This is a genomic window from Tateyamaria sp. Alg231-49 (genome assembly GCF_900143535.1).
Taxonomy (GTDB): Bacteria; Pseudomonadota; Alphaproteobacteria; order Rhodobacterales; family Rhodobacteraceae; genus Tateyamaria.
The window spans coordinates 117,270-140,043 of the sequence record NZ_FRFA01000009.1 but is presented as its reverse complement, the minus strand read 5'-3'; the positions used below and the strand labels follow the sequence as shown (position 1 = coordinate 140,043).

The 22,774-nt window shown below is 58.5% G+C and carries 26 protein-coding genes; 10 read left to right on the top strand and 16 right to left on the bottom strand.

What is annotated here, in order from left to right; translation table 11 throughout:
• Positions 1 to 67: 67 nt before the first annotated feature.
• Positions 68 to 568, bottom strand: a complete 501-nt coding sequence (locus DHN60_RS15250; protein ID WP_234423656.1) for a DUF3576 domain-containing protein — start codon at positions 566 to 568, stop codon at positions 68 to 70.
• Positions 569 to 819: 251 nt separating this feature from the next.
• Here DHN60_RS15250 and DHN60_RS15245 point away from each other — a divergent pair, with 251 nt between their 5' ends.
• Positions 820 to 1,869 (top strand): porin, encoded by a 1,050-nt coding sequence (locus DHN60_RS15245; RefSeq protein WP_108838182.1) that lies wholly within the window; start codon positions 820 to 822, stop codon positions 1,867 to 1,869.
• Between the two features lie 105 nt (positions 1,870 to 1,974).
• Positions 1,975 to 2,628 (top strand): YggS family pyridoxal phosphate-dependent enzyme, encoded by a 654-nt coding sequence (locus tag DHN60_RS15240; protein ID WP_108838181.1) that lies wholly within the window; start codon positions 1,975 to 1,977, stop codon positions 2,626 to 2,628.
• Between the two features lie 10 nt (positions 2,629 to 2,638).
• Here the strand turns inward: DHN60_RS15240 and DHN60_RS15235 are convergent, their stop codons facing one another.
• The 3 genes from DHN60_RS15235 to ribA are packed head-to-tail and all read right to left on the bottom strand — an operon-like array spanning position 2,639 to position 4,646.
• Positions 2,639 to 3,136, bottom strand: a complete 498-nt coding sequence (locus tag DHN60_RS15235) for a L,D-transpeptidase (protein ID WP_108838180.1) — start codon at positions 3,134 to 3,136, stop codon at positions 2,639 to 2,641.
• On the bottom strand, positions 3,133 to 3,543 hold the full coding sequence (locus tag DHN60_RS15230) for a GFA family protein (protein WP_108838179.1): 411 nt from the start codon (positions 3,541 to 3,543) through the stop codon (positions 3,133 to 3,135). The genes DHN60_RS15235 and DHN60_RS15230 overlap by 4 nt, the downstream gene beginning before the upstream one ends.
• A 14-nt stretch (positions 3,544 to 3,557) precedes the next feature.
• Entirely contained in the window at positions 3,558 to 4,646 is a 1,089-nt protein-coding gene (gene ribA, locus DHN60_RS15225; protein ID WP_108838178.1) for a GTP cyclohydrolase II, read from the bottom strand.
• A 161-nt stretch (positions 4,647 to 4,807) separates the two neighbouring features.
• Here ribA and DHN60_RS15220 point away from each other — a divergent pair, with 161 nt between their 5' ends.
• The gene (locus tag DHN60_RS15220; protein ID WP_108838177.1) at positions 4,808 to 5,494 is read left to right on the top strand and encodes a response regulator transcription factor; all 687 of its coding nucleotides are present in this window, start codon (positions 4,808 to 4,810) and stop codon (positions 5,492 to 5,494) included.
• Positions 5,495 to 6,090: 596 nt separating this feature from the next.
• Here the strand turns inward: DHN60_RS15220 and DHN60_RS15215 are convergent.
• The 8 genes from DHN60_RS15215 to DHN60_RS15180 form a co-directional block, all read right to left on the bottom strand.
• Positions 6,091 to 6,747: a class I SAM-dependent methyltransferase gene (locus DHN60_RS15215; protein WP_108838176.1), complete on the bottom strand. Its 657-nt coding sequence runs from the start codon at positions 6,745 to 6,747 to the stop codon at positions 6,091 to 6,093.
• Between the two features lie 98 nt (positions 6,748 to 6,845).
• Positions 6,846 to 7,685: a 3-keto-5-aminohexanoate cleavage protein gene (locus DHN60_RS15210; protein WP_108838175.1), complete on the bottom strand. Its 840-nt coding sequence runs from the start codon at positions 7,683 to 7,685 to the stop codon at positions 6,846 to 6,848.
• 9 nt (positions 7,686 to 7,694) lie between these two features.
• Positions 7,695 to 8,294, bottom strand: a complete 600-nt coding sequence (pcaG, locus tag DHN60_RS15205) for a protocatechuate 3,4-dioxygenase subunit alpha (protein ID WP_108838174.1) — start codon at positions 8,292 to 8,294, stop codon at positions 7,695 to 7,697.
• Positions 8,295 to 8,296: 2 nt separating this feature from the next.
• Positions 8,297 to 9,019: a protocatechuate 3,4-dioxygenase subunit beta gene (pcaH, locus tag DHN60_RS15200; protein WP_108838173.1), complete on the bottom strand. Its 723-nt coding sequence runs from the start codon at positions 9,017 to 9,019 to the stop codon at positions 8,297 to 8,299.
• Positions 9,016 to 9,402: a 4-carboxymuconolactone decarboxylase gene (gene pcaC, locus DHN60_RS15195; RefSeq protein ID WP_108838213.1), complete on the bottom strand. Its 387-nt coding sequence runs from the start codon at positions 9,400 to 9,402 to the stop codon at positions 9,016 to 9,018. The genes pcaH and pcaC overlap by 4 nt, the downstream gene beginning before the upstream one ends.
• 100 nt (positions 9,403 to 9,502) lie before the next feature.
• Positions 9,503 to 9,757, bottom strand: coding sequence for a nitrate/nitrite transporter NrtS (nrtS, locus tag DHN60_RS15190; protein ID WP_108838172.1), 255 nt, complete (start codon positions 9,755 to 9,757; stop codon positions 9,503 to 9,505).
• A 158-nt stretch (positions 9,758 to 9,915) separates the two neighbouring features.
• Positions 9,916 to 12,687, bottom strand: coding sequence for a [protein-PII] uridylyltransferase (locus DHN60_RS15185; protein WP_234423655.1), 2,772 nt, complete (start codon positions 12,685 to 12,687; stop codon positions 9,916 to 9,918).
• Between the two features lie 7 nt (positions 12,688 to 12,694).
• On the bottom strand, positions 12,695 to 13,867 hold the full coding sequence (locus DHN60_RS15180; protein ID WP_108838171.1) for a penicillin-binding protein activator: 1,173 nt from the start codon (positions 13,865 to 13,867) through the stop codon (positions 12,695 to 12,697).
• A gap of 93 nt (positions 13,868 to 13,960) precedes the next feature.
• Here DHN60_RS15180 and rsmI point away from each other — a divergent pair, with 93 nt between their 5' ends.
• From rsmI to DHN60_RS15160, 4 genes are all read left to right on the top strand, one after another.
• Entirely contained in the window at positions 13,961 to 14,818 is an 858-nt protein-coding gene (gene rsmI / locus DHN60_RS15175) for a 16S rRNA (cytidine(1402)-2'-O)-methyltransferase (protein ID WP_108838170.1), read from the top strand.
• Between the two features lie 24 nt (positions 14,819 to 14,842).
• Positions 14,843 to 15,265 (top strand): YraN family protein, encoded by a 423-nt coding sequence (locus DHN60_RS15170; RefSeq protein WP_108838169.1) that lies wholly within the window; start codon positions 14,843 to 14,845, stop codon positions 15,263 to 15,265.
• A 110-nt stretch (positions 15,266 to 15,375) separates the two neighbouring features.
• On the top strand, positions 15,376 to 16,311 hold the full coding sequence (gene gshB, locus DHN60_RS15165; RefSeq protein WP_108838168.1) for a glutathione synthase: 936 nt from the start codon (positions 15,376 to 15,378) through the stop codon (positions 16,309 to 16,311).
• A complete protein-coding gene (locus DHN60_RS15160; RefSeq protein WP_108838167.1) occupies positions 16,308 to 17,225 on the top strand; it encodes an alpha/beta hydrolase in 918 nt (305 codons plus the stop codon). Before gshB ends, DHN60_RS15160 begins: the two co-directional genes overlap by 4 nt.
• On the opposite strand, the gene DHN60_RS15155 is transcribed toward DHN60_RS15160, so the two are convergent.
• Positions 17,195 to 18,706, bottom strand: a complete 1,512-nt coding sequence (locus DHN60_RS15155) for a YifB family Mg chelatase-like AAA ATPase (RefSeq protein WP_108838166.1) — start codon at positions 18,704 to 18,706, stop codon at positions 17,195 to 17,197. The genes DHN60_RS15160 and DHN60_RS15155 overlap by 31 nt on opposite strands.
• A 104-nt stretch (positions 18,707 to 18,810) precedes the next feature.
• Between DHN60_RS15155 and DHN60_RS15150 the strand changes: the two genes are divergently transcribed.
• Positions 18,811 to 19,143: a DUF1992 domain-containing protein gene (locus DHN60_RS15150; protein WP_108838165.1), complete on the top strand. Its 333-nt coding sequence runs from the start codon at positions 18,811 to 18,813 to the stop codon at positions 19,141 to 19,143.
• On the opposite strand, the gene DHN60_RS15145 is transcribed toward DHN60_RS15150, so the two are convergent.
• The 3 genes from DHN60_RS15145 to cobU are packed head-to-tail and all read right to left on the bottom strand — an operon-like array spanning position 19,144 to position 20,963.
• Entirely contained in the window at positions 19,144 to 19,824 is a 681-nt protein-coding gene (locus DHN60_RS15145; protein ID WP_108838164.1) for a glutathione S-transferase, read from the bottom strand. It lies immediately after the preceding gene.
• Positions 19,825 to 19,884: 60 nt separating this feature from the next.
• The gene (locus tag DHN60_RS15140; RefSeq protein ID WP_108838163.1) at positions 19,885 to 20,457 is read right to left on the bottom strand and encodes a histidine phosphatase family protein; all 573 of its coding nucleotides are present in this window, start codon (positions 20,455 to 20,457) and stop codon (positions 19,885 to 19,887) included.
• Positions 20,454 to 20,963, bottom strand: coding sequence for a bifunctional adenosylcobinamide kinase/adenosylcobinamide-phosphate guanylyltransferase (cobU, locus tag DHN60_RS15135; RefSeq protein ID WP_306416006.1), 510 nt, complete (start codon positions 20,961 to 20,963; stop codon positions 20,454 to 20,456). Before cobU ends, DHN60_RS15140 begins: the two co-directional genes overlap by 4 nt.
• Positions 20,964 to 21,067: 104 nt before the next feature.
• Here cobU and DHN60_RS15130 point away from each other — a divergent pair, with 104 nt between their 5' ends.
• Together DHN60_RS15130 and DHN60_RS15125 are read left to right on the top strand one after the other, a co-directional pair.
• Positions 21,068 to 21,946, top strand: coding sequence for an RNA polymerase factor sigma-32 (locus DHN60_RS15130; RefSeq protein WP_108838161.1), 879 nt, complete (start codon positions 21,068 to 21,070; stop codon positions 21,944 to 21,946).
• Positions 21,943 to 22,746: a ChaN family lipoprotein gene (locus DHN60_RS15125; protein ID WP_234423654.1), complete on the top strand. Its 804-nt coding sequence runs from the start codon at positions 21,943 to 21,945 to the stop codon at positions 22,744 to 22,746. Before DHN60_RS15130 ends, DHN60_RS15125 begins: the two co-directional genes overlap by 4 nt.
• The last annotated feature ends 28 nt before the right edge of the window (positions 22,747 to 22,774 follow it).

Below are 22,774 nucleotides of genomic sequence, written 5' to 3'. Positions count from 1 at the left end.
GGCCCAGAACTCAGCAAGTGAGGGCCCGACGCTTGTTTAGTAGGGAATGAGAGCGCCCGAAAGGGCTTTAGCGACGGTTGTCGGCAATGCGCAACTGGCGCGCACGGGTCAGAATGGCGTCTTCGACAGCACGCACGGTGGCCGCACTTGCGGACCCACCGTTGGTTTGCAAAGCAACATTCAGGGAGCGGGCGTCAAGAGCCGGGTCGCTGATCAGAACGGTGGCGCGATAGGACCGCCCTCCGCCGGGGGGCGTGCCAAAGCCAGTGACAATCACGCCAGTGAATGGATCAACCGATTGGATAGGTAGAAAATCAAGTACTTGCAGCGTGGCGATCCAGATATACCGGTTGACCTGAACAATCGATTCCTGATTGCGCCCTGCGCGCAGGGACTCGCTTAACGTGGTCCCACCAACGCCATCGCGGCTTTGCGCAATGTCACTGTCAACACTGGTCTCATTGGGCGCGCTTACGCCAACGCGTTGGCCGCAACCCGTCAGAGCAATTGCACAGCACATAACAAGTACAAGTGCCGTAAATCGCCCTAAAGACAAAGAAATGCTCATTTTGCCGTTCCATCAAGACCAACTTCACACTCCTGATAGACAAGTTGAATCCACCCCGCAAGGCGCTGGCTGCTGGGGCGAGTCACAGCTAGGCAAAAATCGAACTGTGGCAAAGCTGCACCAACCATGTCGGAATTGCGACCGTTTGGAAGGCTCGGCTTGAGTAGGCCGGGCAAATGAACGAAACAGCATTCATCCCCTCGCTGGATAAGCCAGTTAGGGTATGTGAATAGAAACCCGAGGGAAAACTCATGAAAAAAGTTCTCTTTGCTACAACCGCATTGGTCGCCACAGCTGGCATGGCCGCAGCGGAAGTATCATTTGGTGGATTTGGCCGTTTCGGCTTGTACTACCAAGAAAACGATAACGATGTCGGCGACTCAACACGCGTCGAGCAGCGTTTCCGCCTGACAGCAACCGGTGTCACAACATCAGACAACGGTCTTAAGTTCGAAGGCCGTATCCGGTTCCAGACAGACGAAAGCGGCGCCAACCCTCGTCAACCCGGCGGCGTCGGCACTGCCTATGAAGGCGGTGGTTTCGGATCATCCAACGTTGCTCAGCGTTCCGCAGCAGGTTTTGCTGTAACGTCTGGCGGTTTCCGTCTCGACGTAGGCCACGTGTCTGACGTGCTCGATTCCGGCGACGTACTCAACTACTACGGTTACGGCGTTGGTTTGACATCGTTCGTTGAACAGTCGTCCGGTTGGAGCCTTCCAAATTCTGGCTTTGGCGTATCTGGTGATGATGCGCGCGTCGACCCCACCATTAAACTGCGTTACGCAATGGGTGATTTTACAGCATCCGTATCATACACAGACGGCGCCAAGAATGTTGTGGGTGATACCTCACCCAACACATTCATCACAGAAGCTGAAGAGTGGCAAGTTGGCTTTGGCTACAACTTCGGTAACTACAACGCTGGCGTTGCATTCGGTAACCGGTCGGTGGACGTTACTGGTGAAGATGGTTTGGCTGTACCGACAAACGCCAATTTCTTCGACAACGATTTCTGGGCTTTGGGCTTCGGTGGCGACATCGGCGCGTTTGCCTTCTCGATTGTCGTTGGCGACTCGGACATCCAAGACGACACGTCGTATGGTTTCTCGGTCAAGTATGACATCAGCGCGACTACAGACATCCGCTTTGCGTTCTCCGACAACGGCATCGACGCTGCGGACGAAGCTTACGGCATTGGCTTCCGTCACAGCCTGGGCGGCGGTGTCTCCCTGCGCGGCGGTGTCGGCTCAAACATAGCCGGCAACTCCGTTGCTGACTTGGGTGTGGTCTTCAACTTCTAAGTTGAAAAACACCTGACAGAATTGGGGCGCGCCTTTTGGCGCGCCCCTTTTCATTTGGAACGACCTGTTGTCTTCTGCGCGCCACAGGTACAAAGGTTCGCGTTTATGTCCCTCACCGATATCACCCAACAGATCACCAAGGCCGAGGCCAAGGCGGGGCGTCCGGCCGGGTCCGTCAAGCTGATCGCAGTTAGCAAAGTGCAACCTAAGGAACGGGTCGCTGCCGTTTTGGATCAGGGCCACCGGCTTTTTGGTGAAAACCGGGTACAAGAGGCCAGCGACAAGTGGCCCGCATTTCGCGAAACCTATGGCGATATTGACGTCCACCTGATTGGCCCGCTCCAGACCAACAAGGCGCGGCAGGCCATGGCGTTGTTCGGCACCATCCACACGCTCGACCGCCCGAAACTCGCCAACACCATTGCGCGGCTTGCGCAGGAAACCGGAAACTGCCCCGGCCTGTTCATTCAGGTGAATACTGGGGAAGAGGCGCAAAAGGCTGGGGTCATGTCCACGGAAACAGACGACTTCGTTGAGACTTGCCGCGGGCTTGATTTGCCCGTGCTGGGTCTCATGTGCATCCCGCCGATTGACGAAGAACCCAGCTTGCACTTTGCGCTTCTGCAAAAACTGGCTGCGCGCAATGGGTTAACGGGCCTCTCGATGGGGATGAGCAGTGATTTTGCATCAGCCATCGCACTTGGGGCAACCCATGTGCGGGTGGGGTCTGCGATCTTCGGTGCGCGGGTTGCGGGATAACGCCCCGGACCTACTGAGGCACGATCAACCGAGTTGAAAATCGGATGCGTGGTGCGATCCAGTGTAAATCCGCAGGCCGCAGCCCGATACACCCTTCCGTTGGGTATCCGGGCCTGCGCCAGCGATGGATAAAGATCGCTGACCCGCGCCCCGGCACCGCATAGGGCCAGTTCCAATCCGTCAGGATCACTAGATCGTATAGCGGATCGGCACGCCGCAACACCTCGTGGCTGAACGGGTAAGGTGCGCGGACCATGGTGTTGTAATCGTCATCACGCGAATCGTCCGACCACAGGTCGCCCGGTCGGATCGGGATTGCCCAACCAGTGGGGCGGGCCATGCGGTCGGGGCGGTAAAGCATACCGACGATTCGGTGTACGCCCACCGGCGTCGCACCATCTCCTTCGCGTTTGCGAGCACTGATCCCGCCGCGCCCGATCGTACAGGGGAACATCCTGCCTGCGAATCGCAGACCGCGTGGGGTGAATACCAGATCAGTTGCCTTCATTTTCGCGGCGGCACCGATTCCTGAAACTGCGGCTTGTCTTCGGGTGCGAGATGGAAGGGTTGGCTGTCCTTCATAAAGATTGCCATATCTGGCCCACCGTAATCCCCCGCCGGATCGTCCAACGTGCCTACTTTGACCACGGTCAATCCGCGACCGGGAAGGATCGTGGTCAGATGGGTTCCACAATTGCCGCAAAACTGGCGCGTGCGTGGGTTTTCTATATCGCTTCGGGTGAACGTGTTTGGTGTGCCTTGCGTGATCGTGAATCCGGCATCCGGCACCAGCATGGCATAGTTGGGTCCACCGCCGCTGATGTATTGGCACTCACGGCAATGGCATTGCAGTTTGACAACCGGATCTTCGGTCACCTCATAGGTTATGTCTCCGCAGTAGCATCTGCCCTTCATGTGATTTCCTTTTGCTATAACAGGTGACCGGACTTCGCGGCCTTGGTCGCCAGATAATCGCGATTGAACTGAGTCTCGCCCACCACCAGTGGCACACGTTCCGGCACCGAAATCCCGCTGGCCTCCATCATCGCGACCTTGGCCGGGTTGTTGGTCATCAGGCGGACTGCCCCAAATCCCAACGACTTCAGTATGTCCGAGCCAAGACGAAAATCCCGTTCGTCATCCTCAAACCCAAGGCGGTGATTGGCCTCGACAGTGTCAAAACCCTGATCCTGTAAGCTGTAGGCACGCATCTTGTTGGCGAGTCCGATGCCCCGTCCCTCCTGGTTCAGATACAGAAGCACACCGGCCCCTTCCTGACCCATCTGAGCAAGGGCGGCCCGCAGTTGCGGCCCGCAATCACATTTCAAACTGCCCAGAACGTCGCCCGTGAAACAAGCCGAGTGCAGACGGGCCAACACAGGGGCGCTGCGATCCGGGCGTCCGATTTCAATGGCGTAATGCTCCTCACCCCCATCTTCGGGGCGATACACATGCACACGCCCGGCCTCGGAGGCGACCATGGGCAGACGCGCGGCCACGACAGGGTGCAACTGGCTGTTGGCGGTTAGAAACGGCGCGGCAAGGGCCATTGGCACTGCCGTCAACCCCTGTTTGGCCGCAAACCCTAACCCATCCTCGACATCCGCGCACAGTGCTGCTGGCAAAAGGCGGGCAGACTTGCACAACTGCACCGCTGCGCGGTGCGGGCTGGCATCACCATCCCGAACGGACGCCAATGGGCCCTTCATCGGGCTCGACAAATCGTCCGCCGGGTCGGCCAGCGCCTGCAACCAGCCCAAGGCAACCGCATCGGGCACGACGATCCGCGCGATATCCCCGTCATACGCCCGTGCTTTCAGGGTTTGCGCACGCCACCCAGTCAACGCCAGCACTGGCGCAGCACCCAAGGTGCGGATGGCGGCCAGCCGTTCTTCTGACACCGTTTCTACGGCCACTGCGATCACGGACGTTGCGCCAGTCAGCACAACCGGCACACCCATGCGCAGATCCGCGCGGGCCCGCGCCAGCGTTTCAACGATGTCCGGCCCAAGGCCCATGTTACAAAATCCCAAGCAAATGTTCGCCAGACATAAGCAAAACGGCTCGGAATTGAAACATTTGCCGCGTCACCCACACATGGGCGTGAGACAAAACGCACAAAACTTGCCGAAATCGTTGCTTGCCCACATCTATGCTTCAAGGAAACGGGAGATCACAGATGGCACAGCTCAAGAAAATCCTGCTTGTCGACGACGACGAAGACCTGCGTGAAGCGCTCAGCGAACAGTTGATCATGACCGAAGACTTCGACGTGTTCGAAGCCGGCAATGGCAGCGACGCGCTGATCAAGGCGAAGGAAGCGATTTATGACCTCGTCATCCTTGATGTTGGTTTGCCCGACACAGACGGGCGCGAGTTATGCCGGGTGATGCGCAAACAGGGAGTGAAATCACCAATCCTGATGCTGACCGGACACGACACAGACGCGGACACGATCCTCGGCCTTGATGCAGGCGCTAATGACTACGTCAGCAAGCCTTTTAAGTTCCCGGTCCTATTGGCCCGTATCCGCGCGCAGTTGCGCCAGCACGAACAGTCTGAAGATGCCGTTTTCACCCTTGGGCCCTACACGTTCAAACCGAGTGTTAAGATGCTGATCACCGAGGACGACAAAAAAATCCGGCTGACGGAAAAAGAGACGAACATCCTCAAATTCCTATACCGCTCGACCGACGGCGTTGTGGCGCGAGACGTGCTGCTGCACGAGGTCTGGGGGTACAATGCTGGGGTGACCACACACACGCTGGAAACCCACATCTACCGCCTGCGCCAGAAGATCGAACCCGATCCCTCTAACGCTCGGTTGTTGGTAACGGAATCCGGAGGCTACCGTCTGGTCGCCTGAGATTGACCCAGATCAAGGCAACACAGCGTGCCCTGATCTATCCAAAATACAGCTCCCGCACATGTCGGGGCCTTTCCAAGAGGCAAAACATGTTCCTCCCTGTTGGACTTGCCTGGGCCGCGCGCCCGGGTTTTTTTTGGCCCACGAGGTCGACAAAACCTATCGCGCGCAAACCTCCACCCGAGGCAAATGTGCGATTTAGATGTAGGTCGGCAAAAGACGGGGTTGAGCGTAAAACTCGGGATACTGCCTTCGACAAAAGTGGGCAGCAATGCTCAGGAAACATGCTCTGCAATGTCTTCTTGAATGCCCGCGGCTTTTTCAGACCGAAAATTAGGAGCGATCAACACGAGCAACTGCGTTCCAAACTCCGGGGTATCGGCACGTTGCTTTAGTCTCTAATCGCACCTGTATCTTCTGGGCGGCGTACAGTTGCCGCACCTATTCGTCGAAGGAAAACTCCTCGGGCTAACGATTTGGCTGGTCTTGGCGTCCTAAACGAGCGTTGTGATATTCCTCGATCAATGGCCACTCTGGGATATGCGTGTGATCGCGATCTCGCGGCTTTGAGTTCCCAAAGCGCTACGCGGACATTGTCAGAGCCGTTTGAAGATCGAGTTTTGGTCGTCCTTGGCCACAACTTTGCGGTTGTTATCCAGTGACTCTTGCCCGGCCCCGACAATAAATGTGCCGGGTTTCAGGGTTTCAATCAGCCGGTTCTCGAATGCTGTTTCGGCATCATCGTCTTGCAGAGGCCGGTAGAAGAAGACCACGTCGTAGCCCGAGTAATCAAAGGTCAGGCAGTCCTCTACAAACAGGTTGCTTCCCAGCCCGTACCGGGCTTGTCCGGCCTTGATCATCGGTTCTGAGATATCGAACCCGTGGATCTTGTCAAAGTTGAACCGGTCGGTGCAACTGAGCAGATGCACCAAACGCCCTCCCCCACATCCGACTTCAAGGAACGTGCAGGGACGGTGGCGCAGTTCGGGATGCCGGTAATCCACGTCGAGTGTCAGAGCCTGTTCCAGTGCGAAGATCTTTGCGAAGAACTCGCCAAGGTCGAGAGGTATGTAGCCAAAGGATTCTTCGGGGATTGTTCCCTCTTCCAGATTGAGCTTGGCAAAGTCGTTCACAGCTGCTTGCAGCAGCGTGATCTTTTCGAGGAGTTGGGGGATGGATGCGGCCAGTTCGTTGGCCTGCTCGGCGACTTCGCTGATGTAGAAGCTGTCGTGACTGTCGGCGAACCGTTCCATAATACCCACCTTTTTATCCTGTATTCATGGCTAATTGAGTATCTACCCTATTGCCAGAATTTCCTGTCGGGCGCCGCAAGCGTCGCGACGGGTTGGGGTCAGGCTGCCACTGGCCTTAACCCCAAAATCTCGCGCGCTTGCGTGGAAGTGGCGACGGGGCGGTCGTGTTTTTTACAGATTTCGACGGCCCGCGCCACAAGTGCTGCATTCGACGGGGCGAGTGTCTCCCGGTCCATCCGCACGTTGTCTTCGAGCCCAGTGCGCGCGTGCCCGCCTGCCGCAATCGCCCACTCGTTAAGCTCTAGCTGCGACCGACCGATGCCCGCCGCGCACCACGGTGCGTCTGTTCCAAACAACCTGTGCACCGTCTTGACGTAGAAATCGAAGACCTCGCGGTCGGCGGGCATGGAGTTTTTCACACCCATCACAAATTGGACGTAGGGTGTGCCGATGATGTCGCCTGCATCGGCCATCTTTTTGGACTGAAAGATGTGGCTGAGGTCAAAGGCTTCGACCTCGGGTTTGACGTCGTACTTGCGCATCTCGCCAGCAAGCCAGTCCACGAGGTCCGGCGAGTTTTCATAGACGCGGGTAGGAAAGTTAGTGGACCCCACAGAGATCGAGGCCATGTCAGGGCGCAGGGGCAGCATGCCGCCCCGCTCAAGACCTGCGCCCGAGCGTCCGCCTGTGGAGAGTTGAATGATCATGCCCGGGCAGTGTTTTTCCAGCCCCTCTTTGAGCAGGGCAAACCGGTCAGGATCGGAAGTTGGTTTGCCTTCATCATCGCGCACATGGCAGTGGGCGATGCTTGCGCCCGCCTCAAAGGCCTCGTGGGTGCTCTCGACCTGTTCGGTGACCGTGACCGGTAAGGCGGGGTTGTCTTTCTTGGTCGGCACGGACCCGGTGATGGCGACGCAGATAATGCAAGGTTTGGTCATAGGTTACGCTCATATATCAAAGAAGACGGTTTCGGCATCGCCCTGAAGGCAGATGTCGAAGTGATAGGTGGACCCATCCGGGCGTGCGATCAGGGTGTCGCGGCGGTGGACCTGCTCGATCAGGCCCAATACTGGGTCGGCGGCGTTTGCCTCAGTCTCATCCCCGAAATACATCCGCGTATTCAGCCCGACATTGATCCCCCGCGCCACAAGCCAGAGGTTAATGTGTGGGGCCATGGGCTTGCCATTGCTCGCGGCCACTGCGCCGGGTTTGATCGTCTCAAACGTAAACACGCCACTGTCGAAATCGGGGATCGCACGGCCAAAGCCGCGAAAACCGTCTTCGACGTGGCCTTCGCCGGGGTAAACGCCGTCAGCGTTGGCTTGCCAGACCTCGATAAGCACATCCTTGACTGGGGCGCCCGTGCCATCGCTGACCGTGCCTGTCACTGTGATCCGGTCGCCCTTGGCGGTGGGGCCGGTGATGTCGCGTCCCAATTCATTAGCGTAGATGTCAAAGCCTGCGGCACCCGGGGCCAATCCAATATGGACGTAAGGCCCAGCGGTTTGAGAGGCGGTCTCTTTGAGGTAATTCAACGATTGGACCATTCTCAGTTCCCCTCGGGACGGTTTTCGAAAAAGGTTGAGCGATGGCCGCGCAACACGATGTCGAACTTGTAGGCGATGCTGTCCAGCGGCACCGTTTCGTTGAGATCAAGGGCCGCGACCAATTGGTCGATGGCGCGCTGGTCGGGGATGGATTTGACGATGGGACATTTCGCGATCAGCGGGTCGCCTTCAAAATACATCTGTGTGATCAGGCGCTGCGCAAAAGCGGTGCCGAAGACGGAAAAGTGGATATGCGCTGGCCTCCAGTTGTTGACCCAGTTGCGCCACGGGTAAGCGCCGGGTTTGACGGTATGAAAGGCATAGCGCCCGTTTTCGTCCGTCAGGGTCCGCCCGCATCCACCGAAGTTCGGGTCAATTGGTGCAAGGTAGGTGTCTTTCTTGTGCCGATAACGCCCGCCTGCGTTTGCTTGCCAGATCTCGACAAGCGCATTGGGCACAGGGCGCGCGTTTTCGTCCAGTACACGGCCATGAACGATGATACGTTCGCCAATGGCGTCTCCGTCCTTGGCGTAGTTGCGGATCAGATTGTTATCGAGCGGGTCAATGTCGGAGTGTCCAAAGGTCGGCCCGCTGAGTTCGCTTTCGGAGTTGTCGAGGGACAGGAGCGCATAGCGCGGTGAGCGCGTCACACTGGATTTGTAGTCGTGGGCGTAGGCCGGCGGATGCCATTCGCGGTCACGCTGTATTAGGTCCTTGCGCGTCATTCAGGGTTTGCCTCCATCTCTGCATAGGTTTGTTTGGCAAGCTTGATGGCGTGGTTTGCCGCCGGAACCCCGGCATAGATCGCGACATGCTGAAACGCTTCGATGACGTCCTGCTTGGTTGCCCCGGTCTGGGCTGTGGCGCGGATATGCATTGGGATTTCGTCAAAGTTCTTGGTGGCTGCCAGAAGGGCGAGTGTGATCATGGAACGTTCACGCAGGCTGATCGCGTCAGAGGACCAAACGGTGCCCCATGCGCCTTCGGTGATCAGAGTTTGGAACGTAGTGTCAAAGTCGGTTTTGGACGCCTCGGCCCGATCCACATGAGCGTCTCCCAGAACGGCGCGCCGCGTTTTCATGCCGGTGTCGAATTTACTGTTGTCCATGGCGGGTGCCTTGCTGGAGATGATTGGCATCAGAGATATCAGAATGCCGTTACCTTGAGTATTTTTATGTTCTGGTAAACCGGGGTCATAGCCAACGCTCTCATTTCATCGGTTCAACCATTTGCATACGCTCACGTACGGCCAGCACAGACGAAAACGTCGATACGCCGAACGGGACGAGAAAGGTCAGCACGATCTTGAACCACGTTGACAGGGTCGCCGCACCAGAAACCAATGTATCCCCATGATTGATAACGGCGAGGATGAGCCCCACAACGGTTGCAATACGTGCGGCGCGCACCACCACGCTGCGTTGGGTGGCAATATGAAAGAAGCTGGTGTTTTGATCAGGCATGTATCGGCATCCTTGATTGCGCCTGCACCCTTACCACTTGCTGCTTGGGCTTTAAATCCTGTGGTTCATGCTTTGGGGGAGCGCATCTAGCTCGATCCGCAGGTTGAGAACACAAAATAGTTGTGCGCGCCAGCGTTGCCTTGGCAACGGCTGAGCCATCAGCCTTCGGCCCGTGCGCTGCCTTCGCTTATCGCGGTGCGCAGCTTTTTCTCAAGGCTCGCCTGTTTGTTTTCCGAGAAGTATTTCAGTCCAAACATGTCTTTGACATAAAAGGTGTCCACGACCTGTTCGCCGTAGGTCGCGATGACCGCGTTGGCGATATAGACATTGCTCGCCGCCAGCGTCCGCGTCAGGTCGTGCAGCAGGCCGGGGCGGTCGCGCGTGTCGACCTCGATGATCGTGTAGATGTCAGACCCGTCGTTGTCGAAGGTGATATGAGTGGGCACGCGGAACGCTTTTTCCCGCTTTTTAATTTTGTCGCGGTCTTTGATGGCGTCTCGTGTCACCACTTCACCCGCAAGGGTCCGTTCGATCATTTTGCGCAGACGTGGCAGGCGAGAAGGGTCAAAGGCATTGCCGTCCGCGTCCTGTACCCAGAACGCATCGGCTACAAATCCGTCCTTGGTCGTATAGCTGCGCGCATCGACAATATTGGCACCGACCAGTGCCAGCGCCCCGGTGAGCCGGGCAAAGATGCCGTGGTGGTCTGGCATGATAAAACAGACGCGCGTGGCATCCCGGTCTTCGTCTGGGTACAGGTCGATCAGAACCTTGGACCCGTCCGCGTTGCGCAGCATGTTTGCAAAAGCCACGTGGGCCGTGACGTGCAGACCTTGCCAGTAAGGTTCGTAGTGCCGTGTGGTTTCGGTTTGCAGGTCTTTGCGCGGCCAGTCTGACAGCGCCTCGCGCAGGGCGCGCTTGGCCTCTGTCCCGCGTCCCTCGCGGGTAAGGGCTTCCATCCCATCCTCAAGCGCCCGTTTGGTCTGCCGGTAAAGCGCGCGGATCAGAACGGCCTTCCAGTTGTTCCAAACGTCGGGACCGACGCCGCGGATGTCACAGACTGTCAGCACACACAGCAGGTCGAGCCGTTTGACGGTCTGCACTGCCTTGGCAAAGTCGCGCACGGTGCGAGGGTCGGCGATGTCGCGTTTCTGGGCCATGTCCGACATCAGGAGGTGGTATCGGATCAGCCATTCGACCGTGTCCACCTCGTCCTGTTTCAAACCCAGCCGTGGCCCAATCTTGCGTGCCATCTGAGCACCGAGAATGGCGTGGTCTTCGGGTTTGCCTTTGGCGATGTCATGCAGCAACAGCGCCACATAAAGTACCCGTCGGTTGACACCTCGTTTCAGGATCGAGGAGGCGACAGGCAGGTCTTCAACCAGCTCCTCCTTTTCGATCATGGCCAGCTGCGCGATGCACTGAATGATGTGTTCGTCCACTGTATAGGAGTGATACATATTGAACTGCATCATCGCGACGACATGTTCGAATTCGGGGATGAAAGCGGCCAGCACCCCAAGTTCGTTCATCCTTCGCAAGGCGCGTTCGGGGTTGCCGTGTTTCAGCATCAGATCGAGAAAAATCCGCTGCGCCTCGGGTGTGCGCCGCATTTCTTCGTCAATCAGATCAAGGTTGGATTTGATGAGCCGCATGGCATCCGGGTGGATCAGCATGCCCGTACGCAGCCCCTCCTCGAATAGGCGCAGCAGGTTCAGTTTGTCTTTCAGAAAGGCGGCGTCGTCCGCGATGGCTAACCGGTTGTGGATTACTTCGTAGCCGGGTTTAACCCGCCGCCGCCGTTTGAACAGACGGTCGAGCAACGGTTCGTCCTTGAGGTGGATCGCCTCCAGTTCAGTCAGGAAGATCCGGGTCAGGTCGCCCACCACGGTGGCTTGCCGAAAGAAGGCCTGCATAAAAATCTCAACACCGCGCCGCCCTGACTTGTCCTCGTATCCCATGGCGTCCGCAACAGCGGCCTGCATGTCAAAGGTCAATTGTTCCGTAGGCCGTCCGGTCAGCAAGTGCATGTGGCACCGCGTGGCCCACAAGAAATCCTCGGCCTTCACGAAGTCGTGGAATTCGTCTCGCGTGAACAACCCCAAAGGCACAAGTTCGGCGGCATCCTGCACCTTGTAGATATACTTGCCGATCCAGAACAGTGATTGCAGATCGCGCAAGCCCCCCTTGCCCTCTTTGACATTGGGTTCGACCACATAACGTTGCCCTTGCTTGCGGTGGCGCGTTTCGCGTTCGGCCAGTTTGGCACGGATGAAATCCCGCTCGGTGCCTTCAAAAAGGTCTGCGCGCAGTCGGCTGTCCAGTTCTGTCGCAAGGTCAGGATCACCCAGTAGGAACCTGTTTTCCAGCATGGCTGTGCGGATGGTGAAATCTTCGCCACCCAGTCGGATGCAATCGCGCACGGTTCGGCTGGAATGCCCCACTTTCAGTTTTAGATCCCAGAGCAGGTAGAGTGTGGCCTCGATCACGCTTTCTGCCCATGGCGTGATTTTGTAGGGCGTCAGGAACAGCAGATCGACGTCAGAAAACGGCGCCATTTCACCGCGCCCATAGCCCCCCACCGCAAGCACTGCGATCCGTTCGCCCTTGGTCGGAGTGGGGTTGGGATGCAACAGGTGTTGCGCCGTGCGAAAGGCCGCCCCGAAAAGGCAGTCGGTGAGGTAAGAATAGGCCCGCGTGGTAGGGCGAGAGCGGAAGGGATGCTTGCGAAAAGCATCTGCGATGCAGGCCCGACCGTCCACTTGCGCAGCTTTCAGGTGCTCAAGTAACGCCGTGCGGGCAGTTCTGTCGTTGTCCGCAATGGCTTTGTCCAACAGAGCATCGAATGCAGCGACATCAAACACGTCTGATGGATCGCAGATCAGCTCTGGCAGGACTTTTTCAGGGATTTTAAGGGTAAGATCGCTCACCGTGTGATCAGAACCCCGCCCCGCCAAAGCTGGTGGGTGCAGGGCTGATGATGGTGACCCGGTTCTCGCGCACAGTGGCGATGGCCAGCCCACGTTCACTGGTGCCGTCCCCGCGCAGTCGGAAGATGCCCGACGCCCCTTGGAAACCTGATCCTTGGGTCAATGACGAACGCGACAAGGCGTTCGAGTCGCCCCGACTGGCCAGTGCTCCGATTGCTGCAATGCCATCGAACGCGAGGCCCGCCAGAGGGTGTGGCGCGCTGCCATAGGCCGTCAGGTACTGGTTGTTAAACGCAGCACTTCGGTTTGGATCGGGCAGGGCAAACCAGCCCCCCTGTACCCCAGGCAAATCCAGCGTTTGCGATGGGCTGTCCCAGCGGGCAAGGCCGATAAACTGGGTTGTTGTGGGCGCGACACCTGCTTCGGGCAGCAGTTGTGTCAGAAGGGGGAGTCCAGCAGAAGGCGTTGCCGTCAGGAACACTGAGTCTGCGCCCGCATTGTCCACCGTCGCTTTGATCTGCGGTACGGCGGCGATCAGGCCTTGTTGGGACAGCGGATACCCTACAGTGCCGGCGAGCGTGGCGCCGTTGCGCGCGATGGACTGGGTAATGGCGTCGCGACCAAGTTGGCCGGCTACGTCTTCGGCGTGCACCACCACGATATTGCGACGTCCCTGGCTCGTGGCGTAGCTGACCAGCCGGTCTGCGGAGTTGCCAAAGGTTGATCCCAACACAAAGACGTTGCCGCCAGCGATTGTCGTATTGTTAGAAAAGGCCAGTACGTTGACCCCTTCGGCGGCTGCGGCTACGCCAGCGGCATTGGCCGCTTCAGCATAGAGCGGGCCAAGGATGATTTGCGCACCGTCGTTGATGGCCGCTGCCGCTTGGGTAGCGGCGGTTTGGGCGTTTCCGGCAGTACTGTAGACCCGCAGATCGATTTCGACGCCGTTCAGGTCGCGCATCGCAAGGCGGGCCGCGTTTTCAAGGTTCTGTGCAAGTAGATCATCGCTGGATTGTCCCGATCCGCGCGGCACAAGCAGGGCGACCGGCACAGGCTTGGATGTATCAATGGCCGGGCCGCTGCCGATTGGGGCAGTGTCACAGGCCGCCAGACCAAGAGCGGCCACAGGAATGATGGCGCGGCGTGCGGCCTTGCGCAAAGACTTTAAAAACGCAAACATAAAAATTCTCTCTCCCAGCTGTCGCGGGCGGTGCGCGTCCTGCTCCGTCCCGTTTGAGGCAGATCATAAACGTACACAGAGGCGGGTCCAGCTTTGAATCATAATAAGGTCGTTCTGAGCGGCGGAGTGTGGTTTGTCGGCGTTCCCATCGGAACGGCGCGCGACATCACGCTCAGGGCGCTGGATGTGTTGGCGAGCGCCGATGTGCTGGTTGCCGAAGACACGCGGTCCTTGCGTAAACTGATGGACATCCACGGCGTGCCTTTGGCCGGGCGTAGGATCGAGGCGCTGCATGAGCATTCCAAAGAAGGCGTTGTGGCACGGTTGGTGACACGGGCAGCCGCTGGTGAAAGCGTGGCCTATGCCTCGGAAGCAGGGATGCCGTTGATCGCTGATCCGGGGTTTGAGCTGGCGCGCAGCGCGCGTGCCTCCGGGGTACCAGTGACCTGTGCGCCCGGACCATCGGCGGTTCTCACAGCGCTTGTAGTGGGGGGGCTGCCTACGGATGCTTTTCACTTTGCAGGTTTTTTGCCTGCAAGTCGGAGTGGGAGAAAGGCGGGGCTGGCGGAACTGGCCGGGGTGAAAGCCACACTGGTCATGTATGAATCACCAAAACGTCTGGGCGCCATGTTGAACGATGCTGCAGAGATTTTGGGCGCAGACCGCGCCTGTGTCGTGTGTCGGGAACTGACCAAGAAATTCGAGGAAAAACGCGACGGTACATTGGCGGAACTTGCCGAATACTATGCTTCAGCCAACGTGAAAGGCGAAATCGTCGTCCTGATCGGACGCTCAGAACGGGTGGACGTTAGGGAAATAGACATCGAATCGGCGCTAAGGTCAGCGTTGAAGGATATGTCTGTGAAGGATGCGGCGGCGTTTGTGGCCGAAACTTTGGATGTGCCCAAACGGCAAGTGTATCAGCGCGCCCTGTCCATTTCGCGCGACTGATGTACGTGATCAGAGGATAACGTGATGACATATGTGCCCGCACCCAATGGCTTTAAGGTTTCCAATGCTATTGTTTTAACGCGCAAAGACCGGGGGCGAATGGCATATTTGGCTGGGCTTTCTGCAGAAGACAGCGTGGCGGCCGATTACCGGGCGCGTGGGTATGTTCTTTTGGAGATGCGCTGGCGCGGTCAGCGAGGTGAGATTGATCTTATCTTTGGTGACGGCGATGGTGTTGTCATGGTCGAAGTGAAAAAGAGCCATAGTTTCGAGGCGGCTCTGTCTCACATCACGCCGCACCAGGTCCGCCGGTTATTTGCCACCGCTGAAGAGTATGTTGGCACGCGGCCCATGGGCAACCTGACAGACATCCGGTTTGATGTCGCGTTGATGGATCAGCATGGACAAGTCAGCGTGCTTGAAAACGCGCTCTGTGGGTGGATCTGATCCATTAGCACCCGATAGGTTGTTCTGCGTGCGTCTGCGCACAGTCCATTTTCATTGCGCCTCTCGTCTGGCTGCGCCATCAAAGGCGCGAAACATGCCGGAGATGTGCCATGAAGATTGCCTTTCAGATGGACCCGATTGGGGACGTGGATATCAATGCGGACAGCAGTTTTCGGCTGGCTGAAGAGGCGCAGGCGCGCGGGCATGAGTTGTTCTTCTATTCTCCGGATCAGCTTGCGTATCAAACCGGCCGAATTACGGCGCGTGGTCAGGATTTCACCGTTCAGCGGGTGCAGGGTGATCATGCGCAACTGTCCGAGATGCGAGAGGTTGATTTGGCCGACTTTGATGTCGTCTGGCTGCGTCAGGACCCTCCCTTTGACATGCACTACATTACCTCGACCCATCTGTTGGACCGGTTGAAGGGTGACGCGTTGGTTGTGAATGACCCTTTCTGGGTGCGAAATTTCCCTGAAAAGCTGCTCGTTCTCGATTTTCCTGACCTCACCCCGCCAACCACCATTGCCCGCGATCTGGACACCATCAAGGCGTTCAAGGCCGAGCATGGAGATGTGATCCTAAAACCTCTATACGGCAATGGGGGCGCTGGTGTGTTCCGTCTGGATGCCAATGACCGCAATCTGTCCTCGCTGCACGAGCTGTTCACCGGTTTCAGCCGGGAACCGCTGATCGTTCAGAAGTTCCTTCCCGACGTTAGCAATGGTGACAAGCGCGTGATTTTGGTCGATGGCGTACCCGTCGGAGCCATCAATCGTGTACCTGCCGCAGGCGAAACCCGGTCGAACATGCATGTCGGTGGCCGTCCGGAAAAGATTGGCCTGAGTGAACGGGATCTGGAAATCTGCGCGCGTATCGGCCCGTTGCTTAAAGAACGCGGTCAGGTCTTTGTCGGTATTGATGTGATTGGCGATTATCTGACCGAAATCAACGTTACCTCGCCCACTGGCATTCAAGAGCTTGAGCGATTTGACGGTGTGAACATTGCGGAAAAGATCTGGGTGGCCATTGAGAGCAAATTCGTGTGAGTCTGCGTTCGCGCATTCTCAATCCCTATCTGCGTCTGACCGAAAAACCGTTTCTGACACGGGCCAGCACCCCGGCGGCGCTGCGCCGCAGTCTGGAAATCAAGTCCCGGCTCTTCTTTCATGCCCCTCCTGGGGTGAACCGCGCGTGGCACGATCTGGCAGGCGCGCCTGCGCTTCATATCACGCCGCGTGAGACCAAGTGCGGGCGTACCCTGTTTTACATTCATGGCGGAGCGCATGTGTTTGGCAGTCCGTCGACCCATGCGGCAATGCTGTCGAATCTTGCCAAGCGTGCGGGCGCTCGCGCCGTTTTGCCGCGGTATCCTTTGGCGCCCGAGCATCCGTTTCCTGCCGCCCCCGATCACTGCCTTGCCGCCTATCGCGCGCTGTTGGCCAGCGGCGTTGATCCAGCTGATTTGATCATTGGTGGGGACAGCGCGGGCGGCAATCTGGTCATAGCCTTGCTTGCCGATCTCTGCGCGGCGGGGGGGCCGTTGCCCGCAGGGGCGTTTGCCCTGTCGCCACTTCTGGACCTTGCGTTCACCGGGGACAGCATTCGGACCAACGCTGCGCGGGATGTGGTGTTGCCTGCTGCGCGTTTGCAGGCGGCGGCGCGCGACTACTTGAATGGCCACAGCGCAGACGATCCGCGCGTCAGCCCTCTGTTTGCAGATTTCTCGGGCGCACCGCCGGTGTGGCTGGCCGTGGGGGGCACCGAAATCCTGCTGGATGACTCGGTGCGTTTGGCTGACCGATTGAAGGCCCAAAACGTCAAGGTTGACCTGTCCGTGGCCCGGGATTTGCCGCATGTCTGGCCCTTGTTTCACAACCTTATCCCAGAGGCGAAAACGACGCTGGATCAACTGGCGGGGTGGATCAAGACTCAAACCGGGGCGAGCGCGCCGATGCGGTAACTGACCGCTTCGGCGACGTGCGGTTTGCGCACATCTGTGCTCCCATCTAGGTCGGCGATCGTTCGTGCAACACGCAACACCCGATGATATCCCCGTGCCGAGAGCCCAAACCTATCAGCCACACGTGTCAACAAGGCACGCCCATCGGCGTCTGGGGCCGCTAAATCGTCCAGCGTTGCGCCGCTAAGGTCCGCATTGCAGCGATAGGACGTATCGGCAAAGCGAGTCAGTTGTAGTTGGCGGGCGTCAGAGACCCGTGCAGCCACGAGCGCCGAGCTTTCTCCGTTACTGGGCAGATCAAGATCGCTGAAGCTGACCGGAGGCACGTCCACGCGCAGGTCGAACCGATCCATCAACGGGCCGGATATCCGTCCCATATAGTCGTCTCCGCAGATTGGGGCGCGCCCACAGGCCCGTGCGGGTTCGGACAGATAGCCGCATCTGCAAGGGTTTGCGGCTGCCACCAGCATGAACCGGCAGGGGTATTTCACGTGGTTGTTGGCCCGTGCGATCATGACCTCGCCCGTCTCAATCGGTTGGCGCAGGGTTTCCAGCACGGTGCGTGGGAACTCGGGGAACTCGTCCATGAACAGCACGCCGTTGTGGGCCAGAGAAACCTCGCCCGGTTTGGCCCCCCGTCCTCCACCGATGATCGCTGCCATAGACGCGGTGTGGTGGGGTTCGCGGAACGGACGGTCCATCGAAATTCCACCTGCGTCGAGCAATCCGGCAAGCGAGTGGATCATGGAAGTTTCCAACGCCTCCATCGCGGAAAGCGGCGGCAGTATGCCCGGCAGACGCGCAGCGAGCATCGACTTGCCTGATCCGGGCGTGCCCACCATCAATAAGTGATGTCTGCCTGCTGCGGCGACCTCCAGCGCGCGCTTCGCCCGCTCCTGTCCTTTCACGTCCGCCAGATCAGGCAGGCCTGTGTCGCTGGCAATTTGTCCGGCCTTGGCCGGTTCCAGCGGGACTTGGCCGGTGTAGTGGCGCACGACGTCGCCCAGCGTCTTGGCTGCGGTGACGCGAGTTGCATCGACCCACGCCGCCTCAGATCCGGACCCGGCAGGGCAAAGCAGCCCGCGATCCTGTTCGGCGGCGGCCATCGCTGCTGGCAGTGCCCCCAAGACCGGGATCAGGTTGCCATCTAGGGACAACTCGCCCAAGGCGACTGTTCCCTCGACCGCGTCCGGGGGCAGGATCCCAAGGCTTGCCAGCAGGGACAGCGCAATGGGCAGATCAAAGTGCGACCCTTCCTTAGGCAGATCGGCAGGGGACAGGTTGATCGTGATCCGTTTGGAGGGCAGGGCGATGGACATCGCCGTAAGAGCGGCCCGCACCCGTTCGCGTGCTTCTGACACGGCCTTGTCCGGTAGCCCGACAATAGAGAAGCCCGGCAATCCGGGTGTCATGGCGCATTGCACTTCGACTTCGCGCGCCTCGACCCCCTGAAACGCCACTGTATAGGCCCGTGTCACCATGATCTCACCTTCACCAGATATGGTTAATGGCTAGCGGCGGGTGGTTTATGATTGGTTAACGCAGGGAAGTTGGACGGCTCGCACTCAAGTTGGTAGAATGCACCATGCTCGGTAGCCTGCAGAGATTGATTGAACGTCAGATCCAGAAGGCCCGTTTGCGGGGCCAGCTTGAGCGGTTGGAGGGTGAAGGTCAGCCTCTGCCCAAGCGTCCTGAGGAGGCCTTTGTCGATGTCGGTGAAGCGGTTGGGTTTCGTATGATGGCGCAGGCAGGTGTGGTTCCCGAGGAAATCCGGATCAAGAAAGAGTTGGATGCACACAAGGCGCGTTTGGCCACACTGATTGACCCCGAAGAGCGAAAGAAAGCGATGGCTGAATTCGCCCGCCTCGAATTGCGCTACAACATCGCGCGTGAATCGCGTCAGAAATTTCTTGGCTGACTAGGCGACGGGCCATTCCGCTGTCGGCACGCCCATGTCGTAGGGGAACGGGTCATAGATGACCTTGAGGCCTTCCGTTCTCCATGCCTTGAACGCGGGGTCTTGGAGGGTCGTTTCGCAATATGCACGCGAGGCGTCACTGACTGGCAGGTCATAGCCAACAATTCGGGCGCAGACCGGCGCATAGAACGCATCCGCGAGGCTATAGGCACCGAATAGCCATGGACCTTCCGTTTTGAATGTTCGGGCATGCGCCCACAGAGTTTCGACGCGGGCGATATCGCGCAGCACTGCCTCGGACGGGACGTAGCCCACGTTGACGTGTTGCAACTGCATCGCGCACTCGCCGCGCAGCGCACTGAAACCGCCGACCATTTCGGCGCACAGCATCCGCGCTGTGGCCCGTGCCGCACTGTCTGCCGGCCACATACCCGCTCCAGGGTTTTCCTCGGCGAGCGTTTCAGCCATAGCGAGGCTTTCGCCGACAACCGTCCCATCCGGACGCTTCATCGCCGGAACCAGCCGCACGGGGGCCAGATATGCCATCTCTGCGGCCATGGTTCCACCATAGAGACCAACAAGATGTGTACGGTAAGGGAGGTTGAATTTTTCCATCATCAGCCAGCCGCGCAGGGACCAGCTCGAAAAGGTGCGATCGCCGATATAGAGGTCATATGTCATGGCGTGGACGCTAGGCGAGTCGACCGCCAAAAGGCCAACGCAGATTTGTGGCCCCAGCCATCACGGAAGGTGATTGATATGCGTTGCGCTGCCGGATTTCGGGAGCAGAGTCGTGACCGACAGATTGTCGATCTTGTGTCCAAGCACTTCGGTCGCTGACACGCCCAGCACAGCCTGCACTTGGGTCAGGATCACTCCGAAATGCGCAACGGCGATAATGTGCGCGCCCGGGTGCGCGGCATTGATCCGGCGTACGACCGCCGCCACCCGCGCGGCGGAGACATTCCAGCTTTCCCCTCCCGGCGGTGTGTGATGTCCGGGCTCTTCCCAATACGCGCGGGACAGATCAGGATGCCAGTCCGACACCGTATCAAAGCCGACCCCGTCCCATGTACCAAAGTGGAATTCACGCAAGGATGGGTCGTGGGGCAGACGGGTGCGCGTGCCTTGGAGCGCATCCGCAGTGTCAACACATCGGATCAGGTCGGACGAGATCACCAGCGCATCGTCCGGCAAATGCGCATTGAGCCTGTCCAGCGCCGCACGGTCTGACAGGTCGGCAGGTACGTCACGCCAGCCCGTAAATGTCTTTTGATGGGTCGGGCCGTGGCGGACCCAGTGCCATGTGGTCATGTGCGGGTATCCTTGAGGCTGCGCGGCAGACCTGCCACCACGTGCAGCACGTGATCTGCCTGTTCTGCCAGCGCGATGTTTAACCGCCCTTGCGCCTCGCGGAACCGTCGGGCCAGAGCGTTTTCAGGCACAATCCCCTGACCAACTTCGTTGGATACGACCACGACAGGCGCGCGGCAGCGTGCGAGCGCTGCCAGCAGAGCAGTTTGTTCCTCGTCCAGATTGTGTTCATCCAGCATGATGTTTGTCAGCCACATGGTGGCGCAATCCATCAAGATGGCCTGACCCGGGGTCCCTAGATCAAAGATCTTTGCAAGCTCAACAGGGGCGTTGTGCGTCGTCCATTCCGGTCCTCGGCGGGCACGGTGCAATTTAACTTTGTCCTGAATTTCATCATCCCAGATCCGCGCTGTGGCGAGGTAAACGGGATTTAACCCGCTGTTAATCAATATGTTTTCAGCTATCCGAGATTTTCCAGACGCCGCGCCGCCTAAAACGAAGGTCAAGGAAGGCAACATTTTTTGACCTCGCGAGTGAACCAATGGGCGGCTCCGTCCGTAAACATCTCAAGCGCGCAAAACAAGCATAACATCCACAGGGGGATGAATGAATGCCATTGGATAACGCCCGAGAGTTTTCACTGTCGCGGACAGCTATGAAGGCTGAACTACTAGATGCCGAGACCGAATTGCGTCTGGCCTACGCTTGGCGGGATGAGCGGGACGAAGCCGCACTGCACCGACTGATCACAGCTTATATGCGCCTCGCCATTTCGATGGCGTCCAAGTTCAAACGCTATGGCGCGCCCATGAATGACCTGATTCAGGAAGCAGGTCTGGGGCTGATGAAAGCCGCTGATAAGTTCGACCCTGACCGTGGAGTTCGCTTTTCCACATATGCGGTCTGGTGGATCAAGGCGTCGATTCAGGATTACGTGATGCGCAACTGGTCGATGGTGCGCACAGGCTCCACATCTTCGCAAAAGTCCCTGTTTTTCAACATGCGCCGGGTTCAGGCCCGTCTGGAACGCGAAAGTGCCGCGGCGGGTGAAGTGCTGGACAGGCATCAGATGCGCCAGATGATCTCGACCGAGATCGGCGTGCCACTCCATGACGTCGAGATGATGGAAGGGCGCCTGTCGGGGTCCGACTATTCCCTGAACGCGACCCAATCCGCCGAAGATGAAGGGCGTGAGTGGATCGACGCTTTGGTCGATGAAAGCGCGCAGGCCGAACAAACAGTGGAGCACAGTCACGACACGGAGCAACTGCGCGAGTGGCTGTTATCGGCGCTCAATTCGCTGAACGAACGCGAGCGGTTTATCGTGCGTGAACGCAAGTTGCGCGACCAGCCCCGCACACTGGAAAGCCTTGGTGATGAATTGAACCTGTCCAAGGAACGCGTGCGCCAGCTTGAGGCGGCCGCATTTGGCAAGATGCGCAAAGCGCTTGAAAACCAAAGCCGTGAGGTCCACCACTTCTTGGCATGATCAGGTTGATTTACACTGGATTTCTAAGCGCGGGTGCAATGATTGTATCCGCGTTTGTCGTTTGTGCTTCAGTGGTGTGGTCGCAGTACGATGGGGACGTGTTGATCATTGGGGAGTTTCACGACAATCCTCGCCACCATCAGCGTCAGCAGAATGCCGTAAACGAGATTGCGCCAAAGGCCGTTGTCTTTGAAATGCTGACGCCCGAAGAGGCGAAGCTACTGGCGGATGTGCCACGCGACCCTGCTGCGATGGAGGCGGCGATCGCGGGCTTTCACTGGACCAATATCGCTGACTATGCCGGTGTTCTGTCGCGCAGTTCTGTGATCATCGGCGCAGCCGTGCCCCGTGCTGACATGCGTGCAGCGTTCAGTGAAGGGGCGGCATCCGTCTTTGGACGGGATGCGGCGCGATATGGCCTGACGAAGCCTTTGTCGGAGGAGCAGCAGACGGCGCGGGAAGCGTTGCAATATGAGGCCCATTGCGCGGCGATGCCGCTCGAGATGATGGGCGGTATGGTCGAGGCGCAACGCCTTCGCGACGCCGCCTTTGCCCGCGCCGTGATAGCCGCTGTCGAAACTTATGGCACGCCGGTGGTTCTGATCACTGGAAATGGTCATGCACGCATCGATTGGGGTGTGCCGGCCTATCTGGCCCGTGTGCGGCCAGACCTCAATGTAGGGGCCATCGGTCAGGGCGAAGGCGGGGTCTCACCCGCCGGTTTCTTTGATTTCGAGATCACGGACGCCCCGCGCCCCGACCGGGCAGACCCATGCGTGGCATTTCAATCGCAAGACTGACCTGTCCCTTTCTCTGATTTCAAAAAAT